The following is a 17,236-nucleotide window of genomic DNA, read 5'->3' as shown; positions in this document are numbered from 1 at the left end:
CTCCGATAACTCTGCAAGCTCCTCTCACGACGGAAGCCAGGACCGTGTCCCTCCTTGGCTTTACTGTCGACTGCACCGATCTTGTTGAAACTGCACAGATAATTGCTGCATCCCCACAGGCATGGGAGCCGGGTGCGCGAATCTATGTCACTCCCAATATCCAGCATGTGGCCGAGATGCGGCGTAACAGCGAGCTGCAGCGGGCGGTACGCGAAGCGGATCTGGTGACTTGTGACGGTTTTCCCATCGTCAGTTATGCGCGATTTAGCGGTGTGCGCATACCAGGCCGGATCACCGGCCGGGAGGTTGTGAAGCAGTTGATGCTGCACACCCAGTTCGATCGCCGCCACGTCCTCGTCTTCCTCATCGACAGCGAGGAAACGGCTGGAGCCATCCGGACCTGGGCGGCGCAGCGCGGCCTTTCCCAGCAGGTTTTCGCAATAGTGGCACCACCGCGGTTCGGCGAAGACGACGCCGCGTGCGCTCGGCTTGCGGAGCATATTGCCGCCCTGGGCACGACAATCCTGTTCCTCGGTGTAGGAGCACCCAAGTCCGAGATCTTCGCCAGCCGCTACCGCCTCGAACTTGGCAACTGCTGGGTCTTGTGCATCGGCCAGGCTGTTCGTGTTGCATTGGGACTAGTCAGGCAACCGCCTCGCCTTTGCGTGATGCTGCACGCCGAATGGGCATGGCGGCTCGCGCTGGAACCGCGCCGCCTGTGGAAGCGCTATGTGTCCTCCGCAGCGGGGTTTGCGGCCGCAATACTGGACGATGTGCGCTCACAAGTCCGCAAGCGGGTTCTCTGACCACTCTAGGCGATGTAGAGTACACTGTGCAGGATGCTGCCCCAGCTCTGGCGCGACTTCATCCGTTATCCCGGCGCATCCTGAAGAGGGGGGCGAGTTCATCCATAGGCTTGCATTCGTCCCGAAACAGGCCGGCGGAAGTGCGGGCATTTGCCTGCCTGCGGATTAGGTATATATCCGCCGCCTTCGACCAGGAGAAGCGCAGGTGAGCGTAAATTGCCGCCGATTAGCTTGTGGTACCCGACCGGGACACAGAGCCAGAACAGGCCTTAACGCCACCATCGCCGCGATGCTCAGCATACTCACGACGATGCTCGTGCTGCTGGGAGCAGCACCGGTGGCGGCGCGAATATCGCCTGCCTCGCAAACGCCCTTGATTGTAAGGCAAGCGTCGAAGGCTGCGCGCCGGATCGAAACCGTAAACCTTCGCAACTTCCAAAAAATCGCCGGTGGGGATGCCACGCTTGTTCTAGCGCCCGGCGACGTCGTCTTTGTTTTCAGCACGACAATCGCCGAAGTCAGCCGGTTCATCGATCAGTACGTTAATAACGCATTGTCCGATTTGTTTCATTTGGATGTCAGCTTCGGCAACGGTAACACAATCAGACCAGTGTCATTCCGGTGAACAGACCTATAGATGAAGGCTTGACCTTCTCGGGCATAGGCTCTGGCCGAACTCGCATGACCACGGCCGCCTCGCGGGGAGGGAGCTGGAGACTCGTGCTCCTGATCGCAGCGCTTCCGCTATTCGGCCAGACGTTTCACTACATGAAGGATCTGAAGCCGCTTTGGGCGCTATCCAAGGCCTTTCCGCTCCTGTCTTTGCTGTTGGTTTTGCCGGTGCTGACATATCGGCGGGTGCCACAGGTGTTTGGCTGGCTGCTGGCATTTCTCTGGCTCGTGCTCGTCTCCAGCTTCGCCGGCGTTCTCACGTTCGATCAGAACTTTCTGCTCGGGCTGACGGCTCAGGTGAAGCTGCTGCCCATGCTCTATGCACTGTCGTTCCTGGGCCTGCTGCTGCTCGTCCGGCCAAGCACGGACCAACTGGTCAAAGCCATTCAGGTGTGGGCCGTGTTGACGTTCGCTGCAGTCTTCCTGCTCTGGGCCTTTGCTCCGCAATCGTGGTACTCCACGAAATATGAGTTTGGCGATGCGCCCCTGCTGAGCGTGGATGACCGCGGGAATCGCATCCGCATGCCGATGTACTTCGGCCTTATCGCCTTGTTCAGCCTGAACCGTCGTCTGCTTGCAAAGCCGGACTTACGAACGGCAGTGCTGTTCGTCTTCGCGCTCGCCCTGATCGCCGGCGTTGTTCGCACGCGCGCGGTCGTTCTGGGGTGCGTGGCGACGCTGGCCCTCATCGCCTTCATGGCTTCGTCGCCGCGCTGGCGCGTGGTGGCCGTGGCTGCTGCAGCCATCGTCGGCTTCGTTCTCCTGCAAGTTCCCTATGTTCAGAGTGCATTCGACACGAGTGCGGCCTCCGGCATCCAACTGCGTCAGATAACTGCGGACAAATCCATCGCCTTCCTAGGCGATAGCGTATTGCGCTGGATGTTCGGCGTGGGCACGATCACGCCGCTGGACCCTGGCGGCTTGCCCAAGTTCTTCAACCACTTCTTCTTTCTGGCTGACATCAGCTGGCTGGGCATCGTGTTCGAGTTCGGTTTGGTCGGCGCTGCGATCATGCTCATCCTCCTGATGCGAACATGGAACTACGCCAGGCGTGTTCGCCAGTCCTTCAATAGTCCGGTTTTAGCTGGTATGCAGGACTACGTGCTGTTCACCCTGATACAGTCGCCGCTGTACTCGACGATGACGCTGCAGCCCGGTGAGATCGCGGTGGTCGCGGCGATCTTCGTCTACCTGGCGATCATGCGGCGCAACGTGCAGCTCCGGAAGCCGCGGCCGACATGACCCACGTCGTACTCCTCGCGGCAGGCCTTTGTCTTTGGCCAAGCCAGGCCGGGGCGAAACCAGAGGCCAACACCGAGGCACGGAAAGTGGCGATCTCCTCGATCCCCATGACCTTGCAAGGGGCGGACAGCTTCGCATCGACCGGAGAGGTCCATCGCTTCGCTGAGGGGGCGCTCGCTCCACCAGCCCGGATCATGTTGAGGCGAGCTTCATTTACAGACCGGATGCCACGCCAGAGCGTCGCGCTCTACGTGCTGGTTGCCCATGACCGCTGAAGCGATCTCCTCGAGCGCAGTCCCGGCGCCCTCGATATGGCGTTCGGCTGCCGCCACGATTGGCACGCGTGCCATCGATATACCCAGCCGCTACGGTTTCCACCTCCTTATCGCCTGGAAGCTCGGCCTGGTCGACGCAGGGGCTTTCTACGTCGTCTTTTCCGTCCTGACGCTCGCGGCAGGGCTGGGGCGGCTGGGCATCGACCGCGCCATGACCCGGGAGGTCGCACGCGCCTTGGCGCTCGGGCATGATGCGCAGGCGCAAGCGGCCATTCGGCACGGCATGACCCTGATAACACTGCTGTCGCTTGGCGCAGGGCTGCTCCTGGCGCTGATCGCCCCCGTGCTGGCGACGAGCCTGTTCGACAGCCCCCGCCTGACCACGCCACTTATCGCTGCGGCTATCGCTATTGTACCGCTCAGCATCAGTGGAGGCGCAGCTGGAGCACTTGCAGGCCTGCACAAGGTCAGCGCGAGCCAGATGGTCTATTCCTGGCTTTGGCCTGCGCTGTTCTGCCTTCTGGCTGTTGCCGTGCCGCTGACGCTCAACCTGGCGCTGCTGCTGATCATCGCTGCGACCGCTCTGGGAGCCCTCGCTTCGCTGGTGCTGCTGGTTCGCCACCGCCCCGTGGCCAGGAAGGATCGGAGGCAAATGGCTCCGCCGCTCTTCAAATTGGGGCTGTCGCTATTCACGACCGAGATCGTCCAACTGCTGATGGCGGCTCTGCCGGGGCTGGTGCTGGGCATCTTCGCCGGGGCGGCGGCTGTCGGCGCCTATGCCATGGCCTGGCGGCTGGCGCTTATTCTCAATCTCCTCGTGGTCTCCGTAGCGGCAATGGCGTCGCCCCGCTTCGCTCATTGCGCTGCAAGGACCGATGGCGTCGGCCTGCGCCACACTGCCGCCTATTCGCTAGGGCTTGTCCTTGCTCTGGGCGTTCTGCCGCTCATCATCTTGGCCATCGGTGCTCCCTGGTGGCTGGCTCTCTTCGGAGAGGGCTTTGCGACAGGAGCCACCGAATTGCGGCTGCTTCTGCTGGGGCAAGCGGCGCTGATGCTGGCAGCGACTGCACCAGAGCTGCTGGGCATGACCGGTCACGAGCGCGCAATGCAGCTCGTGAATGTTGCCGCTACCGTCATATATGCACCAGTGCTCGTCGTTCTGAGCTATTTTGCGGGAGGCACAGGAGCCGCCTTGGCCAATCTGGTTGCGTCACTTGTCGCGAGTAGCGGTGCTCTGTGGTTGGTACGCCGCCTCCTCGGCTTCACGCCGCCTGGCGCGCTGCTCCAACTGATGCGTGCGCGTCTGGCGGTGTCGCGGGCGTGACCACCGAAAGCCCGAACGCCGGGACAGCCCTGATCGCGATCAGGTCTGTCGCTGCCACCGCAGTGGCATTCCTGGCTATCGGGCAGGGTGGACGCTTCTATCCCGTCCTCGATATCGCAAACGCTTTCCTAGCGCCGCTGCTGGTTCTTCTCGTCGTTCTCTTGGCGCTGGCCCTAAAGCTGAAGGACCGGCCGACTGCTGTGGTTACGGCCGTCGCTCTCACCATTGCCGCACTCCAATTTGCGAACCCGATGGCGGTATCTCATGCTCAAACGTCGGGTGCGGCGGACTTGCGCCTTCTTACGCAAAGCACCTGGCACGACAACAAGCACCCCAAGCAGTTGCAGCGGTTCCTCGAAACACAGGGGGCCGATATCGTCGTCCTGCAGGAGACCGATGGCAGCGCTTCGCGAGTGGTCGCAGGCGTCCTGCCGGACTATCACCGCGTCCGGTCCTGCTCGCAGGCGGTGTGCTCCCTCACCATCATCTCGCGCTGGCCACTTCGCCGGATTGCAACACGCGCGAGGGATGGTCCGCTCGCGGATATGCTGATCGCCGACGTGGATGCGCCATTCGGGTCCTTCCGCTTGATCAATGTCCATCTGCCGCGGCCGTACAGGGCGAACGCGTCGAAATTAAATGCGCAACTGCTTGCCGAAATCGAGGCCGGCAAGGAACCACCGCTGATCGTGGCCGGCGATTTCAATCATGTCGTCAATAGCTTCAGCCTGTCGCGGTTCGCACGGGCAAGTGGGCTCACAGCTATCGAGGGCTTCCGTCCAACCTACCCCGCGCATCTGCCTCTTCCGGCCATTATCGGCATAGACCATGTCTTCGTGAGCGCCGAATGGGCCGCTGTGGCATGCCGCACAGTGCGGGGCGCAGGCTCCGATCATCATGGTATCGGCTGCCGTCTGCGCTTGGATAGAATTTTGACCGGCCATTAAATAGTCCAACTGAAATGTTCAGGCGGCAGTTGTGCCTGTAGGAGCGGTACGGCCTCGAGTGCCGGCACGTTGTTTGCCTTTAGCGAACCCCATTGACGAGCGTACGCCGTGCGGCAACATGCATAAGAGAGCAACTGGGAAGCTACGGGTTGCGTAGTAGACAGCGGCCACAGGAGAATAAGGATGAATGGTTCGCCGGTCAGAGCGGCTGAGGCCGATCTCCCTCTGGAACGAGATGTTTTTACCCGCACTTTGATCCGCGAGCTGGCGGGCACTCTTGAGGACGTCGTTGGCCTTGAGGATGCGTCCGGCTACATCAGCGTCGTCGGAATGGCTATTGGAGAGCAAATAGACGGTGCTTATCGAAGTGCGCTGGCAGTCGACCGTCTATCGCGCGATCAGGTGGCGGATGTTCTTGTGGATCTAAAGAGGCGTATCCAAGGAGACTTCTTCATTCTTGAGGACACCGAGGATCGGATCGTCCTCGGCAATCGGGTCTGCCCATTCGGCGAGAAGGTACTCGACAGGCCATCTCTTTGCATGATGACCTCGAACGTGTTCGGTCACATCGCAGGCCAAAATCTTAGATATGCGGCAGTAGATCTGGAGCAGACGATCGCTCAAGGGGCCGCAGGCTGCAGAGTTGTTGTTTATCTACGGCCGAGCGACTCTGTTCCAGCTTCCGCCAGAGAATACTTTAGGCGCTGATCTCAAATGATCGGATCAGAAGCAGCTGCGTTGCTCGATGCACTGCACGAGCCCGCGATAGTCGTTGACCGCACAGGCACCATCGTAGGCGCAAATCGCGCTTTCCGGCGGGCACTCGGAAGCGATGCCTCCCAGCGCCAGCTTTCCGAGCTTCTGAACTCTAGCTTTGATGCGCTTGAGCTTTATCTTTCACGCTGCCTTGGTTCCAGTGACGCGCTGGTTGGAGCGCTCGATCTATGGGTCGGAGCACAAGTGAAAAAGGCGCAGTGCAAAGGGAGTGCCGTTCGTAACGGGGAGGGCTCTCTGATCCTGCTGCGGCTGACTTTTTCCAGCGAGACAAGATTCGTGGCGCTCACCCAAACTGTAGCCGAGCTCAAGGAGGAACTGAGAAAGCGTAGGCGATCTGAGGCGATGTTGGAGGAGTCGGTCTCTGAGCGCGAGCTTTTGCTTCGGGAGCTCGAGCACCGGGTGAAGAACAACATGCAGATGCTATCTGCACTGCTCAGCGGGGCAGAGCGCGAGGCCAGCTCAGCTGAAGCGAAGGCGGCATTGAAAGACGCATCTTGCAGATTCTCGGCAGTGAGTGCAGTCCAGCAGCTTCTCTATCGTTCCGAAAGCTTGGCAACGATAGAGTCGCAGGCTCTGGTCTCGACCCTCACTGACGCGGTCTCCACACTGGCATCCAAGTCGCTGAAGGCGGATGTCGTCGTAGATCCCTTTGAACTGCCCATAGACGTCGCAGTGCCGATAGGCCTCATACTGAACGAGTTGCTGACAAATGCACTGAAGCACGGCCGCCCAGCAACAGGATCTCAATCTCTACACGTGGCGTTTGGCCGGCACGACGGGGTTCTTCGGCTCACCGTTGAGGACAACGGGCCTGGATTTGACCTCGCAGAGACCAGCAAGCGAGCCTCTGGGATCGGACTTGTTCGAGGGCTTCTTCGGCAACTGGGAGGAGCTATCGAGGTGCAGCGGTCAGGCGGAAGCTGTTGCACTGTTACCTTTCCGGAACCTAAAGCGGCTGCGACAAGGATACTCCATTGATTGCCGCAACCGTCCACTATGGAATGACCGTGCCTCCCAGCGGCCAAGCTCCGGAGGCAGGCCCACAGTCATTCGCGATCACCACGGCAAGCAAGGCGCGGATCCTCATTGTGGAGGATGACTACCTTGTGGGAATGGCTATCGAGGAGACGCTCCTCCAGGCGGGTCACGACGTCATCGCGCTGGTTACAACCGGTGAAGAGGCCGTGGAGAAGGGAACTAAGCTGCGTCCCGATCTCGCTTTGATGGACATTCGGTTAGGCGGCAAGATGACTGGAATAGAGGCAGCCATTGCGCTGAGGGCTGCTGGGATCCCTAGCCTCTTCGCAAGCGCCCACTCTGATCCGGGAACTAGATCATCTGGAGAAGAGGCAGAGCCTCTGGGGTGGCTGGCAAAGCCATTCACCTTTGCCGGATTACGCTCCGCAGTCGATACAGCCCTCGCAAGCCTCGGTTAACAGTGATCTCCCGAGGTGCGGCAGGGCATTTGCTGCAGAATAATAGCAGTTCGTGAGTGAAGGCCGCCCGAGGTTGCCTCTTGGTGAGCGCCTGAATATTCGCGTTCCTCAAAGCGGACCGAGACCCCCCATCTCAGACGCGCTGCAAAACCTAGCTTTATACGTGGACACGATCAGCCCCTACTGAGTGGTCCGAGATAAAATATTGGTGCATTGTTGCCTGAGGGGCTCCCGGTTTCTCGTGCGGCTAAATGACGAGAAAACTCTCACTCAGAATGGATGAAAAAATTGGGGGGACGTCAGTGTGGGTGAGCTAGCGCTGGAGGATGCCGCATGAGCCGCGAGATCAAGCGGGACGAGAACGGGCAGTTTGCGGCCGGGTAGTCTGGCAATCCCGATGGCGCACGACGGCCAAGTCAAAGACGCTGCACACTCTTGCCGACTTTCACAGGATCAATCTCCGGGTGGCGAGTGAAGTCGTTCGAACGCGCGACGGCAAGTCACTCACCCGTTATGAGGCCATGGTTCTCGCACTTGCCAGCGGAAAGACTTCCAATCGCCTGGAAGCACGGGACTTCCTTGAAATGACCAGGTGAACCGCCACGTGTTTGCCGGAGGCCATTGAGTTTAAGTTATGCGGCCATGGGAGTGTCGTCCAGCATGGCATAGTAGCGTTCCTCGGCTTCAGCGGGCGGAATATTGCCGATGGGCGCGAGGAGCCGGCGGTTGTTGAACCAGTCCACCCATTCGAGCGTGGCGTATTCAACGGCCTCAAAGGATCGCCAAGGCCCTCGTCGGTGGATCACCTCGGCCTTGTAAAGGCCATTGATCGTCTCGGCCAAAGCGTTGTCGTAGCTGTCGCCTACGCTGCCCACCGACGGCTCGATCCCAGCTTCGGCAAGGCGCTCGGTATACTTGATCGAGACGTATTGGCTGCCGCGGTCGCTGTGGTGGATCAGGCCGCCGCGATGGACAGGGCGCCGATCATGGATCGCCTGCTCGAGGGCATCCAGCACGAAGCTGGCGTGCGCCGTCCTGCTCACCCGCCAACCCACAATATAGCGAGCATAGACGTCGATCACGAAGGCCACGTAGACGAACCCCGACCACGTCGCGACGTACGTGACCCGAAGGGCGGCGAAGCCAAGTCCGAGACCCACAACATGTTCGGTGCTGGCGCATGGAACTGTCGGTTCACCTGGTCGAGCGGGCACGGCGTGGCCTTGTCGCTCACCGTCGTGCGCACCGCCTTACCGCGGGTAACGCCCTGCAGGCCAAGATCGCGCATCAGCCGCTCCACTGTGCATCGCGCGATATTGAAGCCTTCGCGCCGCATCTGTCGCCACACCTTGCGCACGCCGTAAACGCCGAAGTTCTCAGCAAAGACCCGCAAGACTTCGGGCTTCAGCATCTGATCACGCTGAACGCGGGACGGTAGCCGTGAAGGATCACGTCGCTGCGCGACGTGCTCGTAGTAGGTGGATGGGGCGATCGGCAAAACCCGGCAGATCGGCTCGACCCCATAATCACCGCAATGCTCGTCGATGAACGCGATCATCGCCTGAACGGGCGGTCGAGCTCCGCCTGGGCAAAATATGCGGAAGCCTTGCGCAGGATCTCGTTGGCCTGGCGCAGCTCGCGGTTTTCGCGCTCCAGCGCCTTGAGCTTGTCAGCCACATCGGCCGGCACGCCGGCCCGCTTGCCGCTGTTCACCTCGGCCTTCTTTACCCACTCCAGCAGCGTGTGACCCGAACAGCCGATCTTCTCAGCAATCGATGTGATCGCCGCCCAGCGAGACGGATAGTCGCCTTCGTGCTCCAGCACCATGCGGACCGCCCGCTCGCGAACCTCCGGTGCAAACTTGTTCGTCGTCTTGCTCATCGTAGCCCTTCCTCTCAGGAGTGGGGACCTCCGACAATCCCGGGGCGGTTCAGTGGGGACGGCTCTTTTCGCTTCGAGCAGGCTTGCTGCCAAAGAGGCAGGGCTCGCTAACATTGATGCGTATATCGGCGCTGATAATGAAGGTGCACTGCGCTATTACGATGCCTTGGGCTTTCAAACCTACCGAGAGCAAGACGGCGTGGTTCAGAAGACTTACCGGGTGAGTTGCGACAACTTCAAAGCAATCCGCGGCTGAAAGCCGCTATTCCGCTTTCTCCCAGACCCGGCCATTCCCAAAGTACCATCCAAATCGGGAAGGCTGAATGGCCGCTCTCGCCCGATGCCGTTGAAAAAGTCAGCCTTGAAGTCGCGGTGAGGCTCTGATTCAGTATCTTCATGCTGAAGGACGCCAAGCGATGATGGGCGAGCGCCGAGTGGCGCAGGAGACCTTGTTCTACGAGTTCAGCCTGGACCGGCACGTTCCTGCCGATCATCTGCTTCGGGCGATCGACCGGTTTGTGGACTTGTCAGGGATGCGCGAGCACCTGCGGGGTTTCTACAGCGCGATCGGTCGTCCCTCGATTGATCCTGAGCTGATGCTGCGCATGCTGATCGTAGGGTACTGTTTTGGGATCCGATCGGAGCGGCGCCTGTGCGAAGAGGTGCACCTCAACCTGGCTTATCGCTGGTTCTGCCGCCTGGGTCTCGAGGGCGACGTGCCGGATCACTCGACCTTCTCGAAGAACCGCCATGGTCGCTTTCGTGAGAGTGATCTGTTCCGCCAGCTGTTCGAAGCCACCGTGCGGCGCTGCATCGATGAAGGACTGGTCGGAGGAGACGGCTTTGCTGTCGATGCCAGCCTGATCCGGGCCGAGGCCAATCGGCCGACCTATGTCGAGGGGCCGCAGGGTCTTCCCACTGATCTGCCAAGACGCGCCGTCGATGAGTACCTCGCCGTTCTCGATGATGCCGTCTTCGGTGGGGCAACTCCGGTCGAGCCCAAGCGCGTCTCGCCTGTGGATCCAGCGGCCCGCTATACCTCGGCGCACGGCGCGCGCGCCGATTTCTGCTACTCCGCCAATTACCTGATCGACGTCGAAAACGCCGTGATTGTGGATGTCGAGGCGAGCACTGCGGTGCGCCAGGCGGAGGTGACTGCGGCCAAGCGGATGATCGAGCGTACGGCCGACCGCCACGGCCTATGGCCACGCAAGCTGATCGGCGACACCGGCTATGGCTCTGCCGGCATGCTCGCCTGGCTCGTGCACGAGCGTGGCATCGAGCCGCACGTGCCGGTCTTCGACAAATCCGCCAGGAGCGATGGCGCTTTCGAGCGCAGCGCTTTCGCCTTCGATCACAAGGACGACAGCTACCTGTGCCCGGCAGGCAAGCGCCTCCGGCCACGCAACCGCAACTTCGCATCACCCCGGCCCGATGCAGACAAGGACGGCTTCATCCGCTACCGAGCTCGGCAGCAGGACTGCAGCAGCTGCGTTCTCAAGCCACGATGTACGCCCATCCTGCCCGCTCGCAAGGTGACCCGCTCAATACACGAAGGCGCACGCGACATGGCTCGCGTCCTATCGCAGGAAGACGAATGGATTGCCTCGCGCCGCGAGCGCAAGAAGGTCGAGATGCTGTTTGCTCACCTAAAGCGCATCATGCGGCTCGACCGGCTGCGGTTACGTGGCCCAAACGGTGCCCGAGACGAGTTCCACCTCGCCGCTCGCGGTCGTCCGCCCCGTCAGCAGACGACTTTTTCAACGGCATCGCCCAATCCCGGTCACTCAGCGACGCTATGGCGATACCCAACACCCGCCGTTCGTTCATTTCCGCCGGCGAACGTTTTAAAGGCGAGGTTTGGGACAAAACCGTCGTTTCCGAGCACGGCCGTGAAAGTCAGGTCTTGAATAAACCGGCCGTTCGGACATTCTGAAAATCGACAGAATACGAGCAAGTTGGGCCGTAAGCGCAACAGCAGCGATCGTGCACTTACCCTGCTGAAGCCGACCTTCCAGGTGGTCGGAAAGATCATCAAGCTAGGCTTTAGGAACGCTCCTCTGCCGCACCGCGCTCGGCCGCTGGGATGATCCCTCGTGCGAGCAGAGCATGGAGTTGCGGCACATGGCTCTCGCTTCCGGGGTGAGGCGAGGGATCGGAAATCATTGCCACCGTCAGCTCCAGGTCGGGAACGATAAACAGCATCTGCCCGCCATAGCCCCAGGCAAAGTGGACGGGATGTCCGCCCAGCTCCTCCGAAAACCACCCGTACCCATAGGGGGTGCCGCTCCAGGGAGACGTCGTGCGCGGCTGCCAGCTTTCCTCCACCCAACCTTGGGGCAGAATGCGCTTTCCGTCGATCACGCCATCCTGGCGATAGAGCTCGCCGAATCGCAATAGGGCCTTTGGCGACATCAGCATGTCGTTGCCCCCGAAAAAGATCCCCTGCGGATCGCGTGGCCAAGGCGGAAGGGTGATGTCGAGCGGCCGCGCCAACCAGTCCTGCGCCAAGGTGTGAGTGCTTTGTCCTGACGCGCGCGTCAGTACGGCAGAGAGAAGGTGCGAGGAGCCGGTCGAATAGAGCATTCTTCCGCCCGGCTCATCCACGAACGGGCGCGAGAGCGCGTAGCGCACCCAGTTCGGGCTGGCGACCCAGGCACCGTAGTTCGGCCCCGAGGTGCGATCCAGCCCCGCTCGCATGGTAAGCAGGTGCCCGACTTCGATATCTTCGACGCGCGGGTCGGCACCGGCGGCGATGTCCGCGCGCAGGATTGGTGCGATCTTCTGCTCCGTCCCTCTGAGAACCCCGCGCTCGATAGCGATCCCGGCCAATGCACTTAGGACTGATTTGGAAGCCGACTTGATGTTGACGGGCCGGTCGAGCGATGATCCGCGGAACCGGTGCTCGGCCAGAGTCTCGCCATGGCGCGCCACGATCAGTGCATGAAGACGCGGCAGTGCCTCGGCCGCGGCAACCGTCCTTCGCATGATTTCCGGGTCAAGCCCGGGGGTCTCCGGCTGGGCGGTCCGGGAAACCGTATACGACGCACCGGAGTCTTGTGCGGGTGGCGGCGAACAGGCGATTACCGATGCGGCACACAGCAGGATCGCAGAGCGTGAGAAACGGGTCATCGCTCCGAGATAGGAAGCGCTCCGGATAAACCCAGCACTGGCTTCCGCCCCCTTGTCCGAAGGGCAATGGCGGCATCGAGGCCGTGACAGTCCTAGTGGCGAAACAGTGAAATCAAAGAGGCGCTATCGTCCGTCCACGCGTGCGAAGCGGCCGGCGGCAGCGCTTCCCACGGCAGGGGACTGGCGCTTTCCAGGTGATCCAGCCGTTTCTTGCTGCGCGCCAGCACGATCCATTCGGACTGCGACAAGCCTTCGCCTAGGTCATCCGTGTCCCGCCGCATACGGCCATGCCATCCTGCGGCTTTGGACAGCGCCGACACCATCGGGGCGAGGTTCACGAAACGGTTAGAGACGTGCACCAGCAGCAGACCGTCATCGGAAAGGGCGCGGCCATATGTGTCGAAAGCCTCGCGTGTCAGGAGGTGCATGGGGATTGCGTCCGATGTGAAGACATCGACGACGAGGAGGTTGAAACGCTTGGAAGGTCCTGCGGCAAGCTCCAGCCGCGCGTCTCCGATCACGATGTTCGCTTGCGGCGCGCAGTCGGTCACAAAGGTGAATGTGCCGTCGCGTGAATAGTGCACGACTTGCGGATCGATCTCGAAGAACGTCCAGTTCTGTTCTGGTTTGCGGTAGCAGGCCAGCGTCCCCACACCCAATCCCGCGACACCGACGCGCGCGTCGGGTTTTGCTTGAGCCAGCACCACGCCTGCGCCCGAGCTGCGGCCGTAGTAAGCTGTCGGCTGATGGCGGCGGCTTGCATCGAGCCATTGCCGCCCGTGCATCGTCGTGCCGTGCGTCAGCTGCATGGTGCGGCCCTCGTCGGAAACCTGAACGGTATAGACGCCGAAGTAGCTGCGGGACCGGGCTCCGGCCGCGCTCAGTTCCAGTGTCGAGAGGCCGCCATGGCCGAGCATGAGCAAGGCCAGTACGGCCGTGAAGGCCCAGCGCTTTCCGATCAGCACAAGGCCCACCACTGTCATCGCGCAGACGAGCAGCAGGATCTGCGAACCGAGGCCCACTTCGACGGCGGCGGCGAGGCGCCAGGCGAGGATCGCCGCGACAAGCACGAGCAGCAGCGCGACTGTACCGGCCCACTGCCCTGTCTGCCAGAACCGACCCAGGAACGGCAGCAGGGCGAACTGAGGGATCAGCAACGCTCCGGCGAGGAGCAGGATGGCATGCTCGTACACCCAGTCGAACAGCACCGGCGCAATCAGCGCGGTGAACGTGCCGCCCAGAGCGCCTCCTGCGGCCACCACCAAGTAGAAGTAGGTCAGCTGGCTCGCAGGCGGACGCAGGGCATAGAGCCGCCCGTGAAGCGCCACCGCCAGCACGAACAGCAGGGCGACCATGGCTATCGCGATCGCCGGATTTGCCTGCCCGCCCGAAATCATCGCCAGGCCGCCAGCCAGCAGCAGCGGAACCGGCGCGGCGCGGCTGAGAATCCGCGCCCAATCGCCTGCGTCGGAGAACGCCACCGAAAAGCTCAATAGATAAAAGCCGAGCGGAATGACCCAGAGCAGCGGCATCGCCATTACGTCCGTGGTCAGCAGCGTGGTGGTGGAGAGCATCAACCCCGATGGCACGGCCGCCAACGCCAGCCAGAGCAGCAGGCGAGACCGGGTCATCGGCTGGACCTTCTGGTTTGGCTCCGACGTGTCGGCGCGATCGCACGCCGTCCAGCAAGAGGCCGCGGCCAAGCCGACCATGGCAATCAGGACAACATAGCCCAGCGCCCAAGCCCGGGTCTGCTCGCCCAGTGTCATCTCCGGCTCCATCCAGAACGGATAGGCCAGCAGGCCGGCGAAGCTGCCCAGGTTGGAGGCGGCGTAGAGTCGATATGGGTTGCTGGAGCCGGAACCCGCCGCGTACCAGCGCTGCATCAGCGAGGCTTGTGCAGCAAGCAGCAGGAATACAGGCCCGACGGTCGCGGCAAAGAGCGCGGGCACCCACAGGACCTCCCAACCCGGCGCGGGCGGAGGGATTTGAGCTAGGGTGATCGGCAGCGTCAGCGCGGATAGCGACAAGAGACCCAGATGAATCCACGCCTGCCGCTGAATGGTGAACCGGGAAATCGCGTGAGCGTAAGCGTATCCGCCCAAGAGAAGCAGCTGAAACACCAGCATGGCGCTGCTCCACACGCCCGGCGCTCCGCCGAGCCGTGGCAGTGCGATGCGGGCCACCATCGGCTGGACCAGGAAGAGCAGGAAGCTGCCGCTCAGGATCACCAAGACGAACAGGAGGCGGCGGCCTGCGCTGGGATTACATATCTGCACCGCCGTGCCTTGCCGCGCACCGGGTGTCGTTTGCAACCGGAATGATCCCCTAGAGCAGTCGTGCCGGCGCGGCGGGTAAAGAGCGCCGCCTTAAGAACGAACGACCGGGTTAGCAGGGCATCCCGAAGCTGGCGCCTGCAGATCCGATCGCGTCTGCTTCAGAGCGACGCGTCTGAACAACAACACAAGGTCATGCGGGCACCGGTGCGTTTGCTTCGATCAGCCGCTCCCGCCGGAGCGCCGCCCAGAACTCGGGTGCGATGCTCGCCCGTACCGCGTTCGCGTTCTGGACCGCCTGGGTAGGCGACCGCGCACCGGGGATGATGGATGAAAAATTCGGGTTCGCCAGCACGAACTGGAGTGCGGCGGTGCGCAGATCGGTCCCGTGCTCCTGCGCCAGAGCCGCCATACGGGCCCTTTTGGCGCGCATGTCGGCGGGAACGGGGCCGTAATTGAAACGCTCTTTGCCCGCGAGGAAACCGTCGTTGAGCGGCGCGCCGGAAACCAGCGAGACGCCGCGCCTTTTCACCTCCGGCATCAGTCGGTTCAAGGCGTCCGCGTGTTTGGCAATCGAGTATTGCGTCGCCGATAAGTGAATGTCCGGATCGGCCACTTCGAAGCAGCGCAGGATCGGCTCAAGCGTATTCACGCCCATGCCCCAGCCCTTGATAATGCCCTCTTCCCGCATCCGGGTCAGTTCGGGAAAGGCACCGGTGCGCGCCTGCTCGAAATACTCGGTCCAGCGTTCGCCCATGTCACCATTGTCCGGCGACAGATCGTGCACGAACACGATGTCGATTTGCGAAAGCCCCATGCGCTGGAGGCTTTGCTCGATCGACCGGCGAACTCCAGCGGCAGTGTAGTCGTACTCGTGGCGCATCGGCGGGACTTGTGCCCAGTTGCCGACCTTGGTTCCCGCAACGCGTGCATCGGGAACGAGCACGCGTCCGACCTTGGTGGAAAGCACCCATTCGTCGCGCGGCTTTTCGTCAAAGAACGTGCCAAAGCGTCGTTCGGACAAGCCCAACCCGTACCAGGGCGAGGTATCGAAGTAGCGCACGCCCTCGTGCCATGACGCTTGCAAGGTCATGGCCGCCTGCTCGGCAGGAGTGCGGAAATGGTTGCTGCCGACCTGGGTTCCGCCCATTCCCAGCTTTCCCTTGGGACGAAAACGCCTACCGCTACGGTCATTGCTGGGGAGCGGTGCAGGGGTGCCCGACTGCGCCCGCGCAGGTGTTACGCCGGCGGCGGCTACAAGTCCGGCTGCAGCGCCGAGTAAGCTGCGTCTTGTGGTCATCAGTGATCCCTTCGTCTCATCTCAAGCTAACCGGTCAACGCGGATGAGCCGCCTCGGCTTGTGCCTGTCCGGCCATTGCGCTCACCACCTCTGTCACCATGGGAACGGCGGCCGTAAGGGTTGGTTGCGAACGCTGCTGAGGGGCCTCAGCCGCAGGTGCGGATCGCGTCGTCGTCAGTGGCGCCAAAGTTGCTCGCTCGAGACGAGCTGACATCGGAAATGAACTTACGGCGGCTTTGAGGACCGGCGTCGCGACGTTCCAACGGCTGAGGTCGAGGCGCGTTGCCGACAGGCGGGATCGCGTGAGGCGAATGGCCGGTTTCAACAAAACAGTCGTTGCTGCAGCGACCTTGGAATGGCCGGCAGTGGTCGGCACGAGCCCCAAAGCCATTCCGACGCATCGTCGCCGGCAAGCGTTCTTCAGATGGCCAATGTAGCCATAGGAGAACGATCATGGAGATGCCTGAAACAGAACTCACCGCCACCAAGCGCCCGGTTTGGAATGCCGGAAGGACCGTGGGTGCAAAGCGGGCTTTGAAACCGAAGCAGATTTGGGAAATCCGCTTCTACCTCAATCAGCGCCGCCGCCTGCGAGATCGGGCCCTGTTCGATCTGGCGATCGACAGCAAACTTCGAGGCTGCGACCTGGTGCGGATGAAGATCGGCGACCTTGTCAGCGGCGGTCAGATCCGAACGCGGGCAATTGTCATGCAGCAGAAAACAGGCCGGCCCGTTCAATTCGAACTGCTGCCGGATGCTCGGGCGAGCTTGCTAGCATGGCTCGAACGCCGGGGCGGCACGGTGGACGATTATGTGTTCCCGAGCCGAGTTGATCATAGTGGGCATCTCAGCACTCGCCAGTATGCTCGGCTCGTCGATGAATGGGTGACAGGAGTCGGTTTGATGCGAAGCGAGTATGGCACCCACTCGCTTCGGCGAACGAAGGCATCGATCATCTACAGGGCGACCGGCAATCTACGGGCTGTCCAGATCCTTCTCGGCCATAGCAAGATCGAGAATACGGTGCGCTATCTCGGGATCGACGTAGAGGACGCGCTTGCCCTTGCCGAAAACACGGAGATTTGAACCTTGGGGTGCCCGTTTCCGGTACAGGGCCGGACACGGGCACCTGGGACAGAGCCGTGGTTCCACGCTTGCCGCTTAAACG

At 61.7% G+C, this 17,236-nt stretch carries 13 protein-coding genes, 2 pseudogenes and 1 other annotated feature; of the genes and pseudogenes, 11 read left to right on the top strand and 4 right to left on the bottom strand.

Going from position 1 to position 17,236, the window contains the following annotated elements:
• Window positions 1-44 precede the first annotated feature (44 nt).
• The 9 genes from ABVV53_RS09975 to ABVV53_RS09935 all read left to right on the top strand — a co-directional run bounded on the left by ABVV53_RS09975 (window position 45) and on the right by ABVV53_RS09935 (window position 7,479).
• On the top strand, window positions 45-806 hold the full coding sequence (locus ABVV53_RS09975) for a WecB/TagA/CpsF family glycosyltransferase (protein ID WP_353984275.1): 762 nt from the start codon (window positions 45-47) through the stop codon (window positions 804-806).
• 310 nt (window positions 807-1,116) lie between these two features.
• On the top strand, window positions 1,117-1,431 hold the full coding sequence (locus ABVV53_RS09970) for a hypothetical protein (protein WP_353984274.1): 315 nt from the start codon (window positions 1,117-1,119) through the stop codon (window positions 1,429-1,431).
• Window positions 1,432-1,526: 95 nt separating this feature from the next.
• Window positions 1,527-2,720: a hypothetical protein gene (locus ABVV53_RS09965; RefSeq protein WP_353984273.1), complete on the top strand. Its 1,194-nt coding sequence runs from the start codon at window positions 1,527-1,529 to the stop codon at window positions 2,718-2,720.
• On the top strand, window positions 2,717-2,995 hold the full coding sequence (locus ABVV53_RS09960; protein ID WP_353984272.1) for a hypothetical protein: 279 nt from the start codon (window positions 2,717-2,719) through the stop codon (window positions 2,993-2,995). Before ABVV53_RS09965 ends, ABVV53_RS09960 begins: the two co-directional genes overlap by 4 nt.
• Window positions 2,985-4,319: a lipopolysaccharide biosynthesis protein gene (locus ABVV53_RS09955; protein WP_353984271.1), complete on the top strand. Its 1,335-nt coding sequence runs from the start codon at window positions 2,985-2,987 to the stop codon at window positions 4,317-4,319. Before ABVV53_RS09960 ends, ABVV53_RS09955 begins: the two co-directional genes overlap by 11 nt.
• Window positions 4,316-5,266, top strand: coding sequence for an endonuclease/exonuclease/phosphatase family protein (locus ABVV53_RS09950; protein ID WP_353984269.1), 951 nt, complete (start codon window positions 4,316-4,318; stop codon window positions 5,264-5,266). Before ABVV53_RS09955 ends, ABVV53_RS09950 begins: the two co-directional genes overlap by 4 nt.
• Before the next feature lie 183 nt (window positions 5,267-5,449).
• Window positions 5,450-5,974, top strand: coding sequence for a methanogen output domain 1-containing protein (locus ABVV53_RS09945; RefSeq protein ID WP_353984268.1), 525 nt, complete (start codon window positions 5,450-5,452; stop codon window positions 5,972-5,974).
• A 6-nt stretch (window positions 5,975-5,980) separates the two neighbouring features.
• Window positions 5,981-7,021, top strand: a complete 1,041-nt coding sequence (locus tag ABVV53_RS09940; protein WP_353984267.1) for a sensor histidine kinase — start codon at window positions 5,981-5,983, stop codon at window positions 7,019-7,021.
• Entirely contained in the window at window positions 7,018-7,479 is a 462-nt protein-coding gene (locus ABVV53_RS09935) for a response regulator (protein ID WP_353984266.1), read from the top strand. The genes ABVV53_RS09940 and ABVV53_RS09935 overlap by 4 nt, the downstream gene beginning before the upstream one ends.
• Before the next feature lie 632 nt (window positions 7,480-8,111).
• Here ABVV53_RS09935 and ABVV53_RS09930 read toward each other — a convergent pair.
• Window positions 8,112-9,360, bottom strand: a pseudogene (locus tag ABVV53_RS09930) (IS3 family transposase).
• Window positions 8,963-9,079, bottom strand: a sequence feature (AL1L pseudoknot). (Overlaps the previous pseudogene by 117 nt.)
• 416 nt (window positions 9,361-9,776) lie before the next feature.
• On the opposite strand from ABVV53_RS09930, the pseudogene ABVV53_RS09925 reads away from it, so the two are divergent.
• Window positions 9,777-11,108: pseudogene (locus ABVV53_RS09925) on the top strand (transposase); the annotation flags it as partial.
• A gap of 298 nt (window positions 11,109-11,406) precedes the next feature.
• Here the strand turns inward: ABVV53_RS09925 and ABVV53_RS09920 are convergent.
• The 3 genes from ABVV53_RS09920 to ABVV53_RS09910 form a co-directional block, all read right to left on the bottom strand.
• Window positions 11,407-12,348, bottom strand: a complete 942-nt coding sequence (locus ABVV53_RS09920; protein ID WP_353984265.1) for a serine hydrolase domain-containing protein — start codon at window positions 12,346-12,348, stop codon at window positions 11,407-11,409.
• Window positions 12,349-12,584: 236 nt separating this feature from the next.
• On the bottom strand, window positions 12,585-14,807 hold the full coding sequence (locus ABVV53_RS09915; RefSeq protein ID WP_353984263.1) for a fused MFS/spermidine synthase: 2,223 nt from the start codon (window positions 14,805-14,807) through the stop codon (window positions 12,585-12,587).
• 154 nt (window positions 14,808-14,961) lie between these two features.
• Window positions 14,962-16,068 (bottom strand): aldo/keto reductase, encoded by a 1,107-nt coding sequence (locus ABVV53_RS09910; RefSeq protein ID WP_353984262.1) that lies wholly within the window; start codon window positions 16,066-16,068, stop codon window positions 14,962-14,964.
• Between the two features lie 453 nt (window positions 16,069-16,521).
• Here ABVV53_RS09910 and ABVV53_RS09905 point away from each other — a divergent pair, with 453 nt between their 5' ends.
• A complete protein-coding gene (locus tag ABVV53_RS09905; RefSeq protein ID WP_353984261.1) occupies window positions 16,522-17,154 on the top strand; it encodes a tyrosine-type recombinase/integrase in 633 nt (210 codons plus the stop codon).
• The last annotated feature ends 82 nt before the right edge of the window (window positions 17,155-17,236 follow it).

The organism is Novosphingobium kalidii (assembly GCF_040534015.1).
Taxonomy (GTDB): domain Bacteria; phylum Pseudomonadota; class Alphaproteobacteria; order Sphingomonadales; family Sphingomonadaceae; genus Novosphingobium; species Novosphingobium kalidii.
The sequence above is the reverse complement of the archived record's forward strand: the minus strand, read 5'-3'. Positions and strand labels throughout refer to the sequence as shown.

Excerpts from the sequence above, each read along its gene's own strand:
- ABVV53_RS09960 (WP_353984272.1), top strand. The coding sequence starts at position 2,717 with ATGACCCACGTCGTACTCCTCGCGGCAGGCCTTTGTCTTTGGCCAAGC.
- ABVV53_RS09905 (WP_353984261.1), top strand. The coding sequence starts at position 16,522 with ATGGAGATGCCTGAAACAGAACTCACCGCCACCAAGCGCCCGGTTTGG.
- ABVV53_RS09945 (WP_353984268.1), top strand. The coding sequence starts at position 5,450 with ATGAATGGTTCGCCGGTCAGAGCGGCTGAGGCCGATCTCCCTCTGGAA.
- ABVV53_RS09955 (WP_353984271.1), top strand. The coding sequence starts at position 2,985 with ATGACCGCTGAAGCGATCTCCTCGAGCGCAGTCCCGGCGCCCTCGATA.
- ABVV53_RS09970 (WP_353984274.1), top strand. The coding sequence starts at position 1,117 with ATGCTCGTGCTGCTGGGAGCAGCACCGGTGGCGGCGCGAATATCGCCT.
- ABVV53_RS09920 (WP_353984265.1), bottom strand. The coding sequence starts at position 12,348 with ATGCGAAGGACGGTTGCCGCGGCCGAGGCACTGCCGCGTCTTCATGCA.
- ABVV53_RS09940 (WP_353984267.1), top strand. The coding sequence starts at position 5,981 with ATGATCGGATCAGAAGCAGCTGCGTTGCTCGATGCACTGCACGAGCCC.
- ABVV53_RS09910 (WP_353984262.1), bottom strand. The coding sequence starts at position 16,068 with ATGACCACAAGACGCAGCTTACTCGGCGCTGCAGCCGGACTTGTAGCC.